This is a genomic window from Halomonas sp. 3D7M, from assembly GCF_014897885.1.
Taxonomy (GTDB): Bacteria; Pseudomonadota; Gammaproteobacteria; order Pseudomonadales; family Halomonadaceae; genus Vreelandella.
Map to the genome: position 1 here is coordinate 29,687 of NZ_JABUZF010000248.1, position 1,677 is coordinate 31,363.

General features: G+C 43.2%; 2 protein-coding genes. Both read right to left on the minus strand.

Going from position 1 to position 1,677, the window contains the following annotated elements:
* Positions 1–917 (minus strand): glycosyltransferase (locus tag INT22_RS15085; RefSeq protein ID WP_193068501.1); only part of this gene is annotated, 917 nt, incomplete at its 3' end.
* 79 nt (positions 918–996) lie between these two features.
* A partial coding sequence (locus tag INT22_RS15090; protein ID WP_193068502.1) for a CDP-glycerol glycerophosphotransferase family protein occupies positions 997–1,677 on the minus strand: 681 nt, incomplete at its 5' end.

The window sequence follows — 1,677 nt, forward strand, 5'->3', positions numbered from 1 at the left end:
CCGAGGAGTAACGCCAACCTGTACGTTGCTGAATAAGATTTAAAATAATAACACAACAGATAAGCTAAAAATCTCTCTGAAAAAGTCAACTCTTTTTCTAAAAACAACTTTAGCGCTTTTATTGGGGGGAAATAGCCTTTAGCTAAAATTATAATGAAACTCCTCTTCGAATTCTTTTTCATTTTATTCAACTGTCCTCCCATCACTCGCCTTCGTTTTTTAAGAATATCCTTTACATTTGAGCGTGCTGGATGGTTAACAATAACCTCCTGGGCGTATTCAACAGGAATCCCTTTTTCGCTCGCACGCACTCCCCATTCATTGTCACCACCAGACATGAGGTTATCGTTAAAATATCCAACTATTTCAAAGTTTTTTGACCACGTCATCATATTAGCAGTCACCGCTCCTCCCCGCTGAGCATAGCGTTCTTGATCAAATCCAAAGGCCTTTTCATAAATTTCAACAAGCGTCAGTTTTTCAGATTTGAAGAAAAGCTCTACTTTACCAGCAACGCGTTCTGCACCTTTATCGAGTCGATTAATAGCTGTCTCCAGCCAATAAGGATCTGGGATACAATCAGAATCAGTAAACGCAACTATTTCACCTCGAGAAATCTTTAATGCGGCATTTCTTGCTGCATATGAGCCTGGTTTCGCTTCTTTGATCATGGTGAAGTTGTTGGGTAAGTAAAAGTCCGCTGGCGGAGAATCATCAGAGGCATTATTGACAATAATGACTTCAAAATTGTCTTGAGCAATCGACTGGTTCTCTAATGCAACAACACACTTTTTTAGACGTGACCAGTCATAATACGTCGGTATAATCACAGAAACCCTTGGAAAACCAACTCGAGCGCCAACATTGGCATCGTCACTTACCTGCCTGCTTTTTATACCTTTTTCATAAAATGACATGTCGCATCCCCATAAAATCATTGAGAAGCTGGCTTTATTCTCTATTCAAACTACGTACTCATTTTGTAGTTACATTCATTCAGGCATGGCTGGTTACTTCGAGGCGACAGCTGTTACGCAGATGAGAGGTGACGCGTTCACACTCTCTGCCATCGTTCATAGCGGCATGGCGAGCTACAAAAGTTGCTAAGCGCTGGTGATGGACCTTTTTAGTCAAGGAGTCCCAGGCTTCAGGTAAATGCTCCCAAGATTCGATTACCGGACCTGGCGCATCAGCAAGATAATCTCCATAAACTCCTACATCGAGGTTGAGATAATCATCCAGGTCAGGTGCCATCAAAATGATGGGGCGATTCAAACAAGCATAGTCGAACATCAAACTCGAGTAGTCCGTGATAAGTACATCCACGGCCGGAAATAAAGCATTTACATCTGGAAATATACTGACAGGCGCTTCACGAATACTCGCATTCCCCTCCATTAACGCTTGTACACCGCTCATTTTCAACGAGGTGTGCCCGCGGATGAGTAATAGTACTCGATGCTTTTCAAGCCATGGTAGTAATGCTTCTAGGCGTTCTCCTTGAGACACATCAAGCCCCCCTTTGCCTTGCATTCTAAGGGTCGGGGCATATAGCACCACCTTGTCGTACGCCAATATATCGATGCCAGCCTGTTGCAATAATGTTGACGCATTTTCTTGGAAAGCATTCCAGCGAGGATAGCCAAGGGCAGTGTAAGCGTTCATCCTACGACGTAG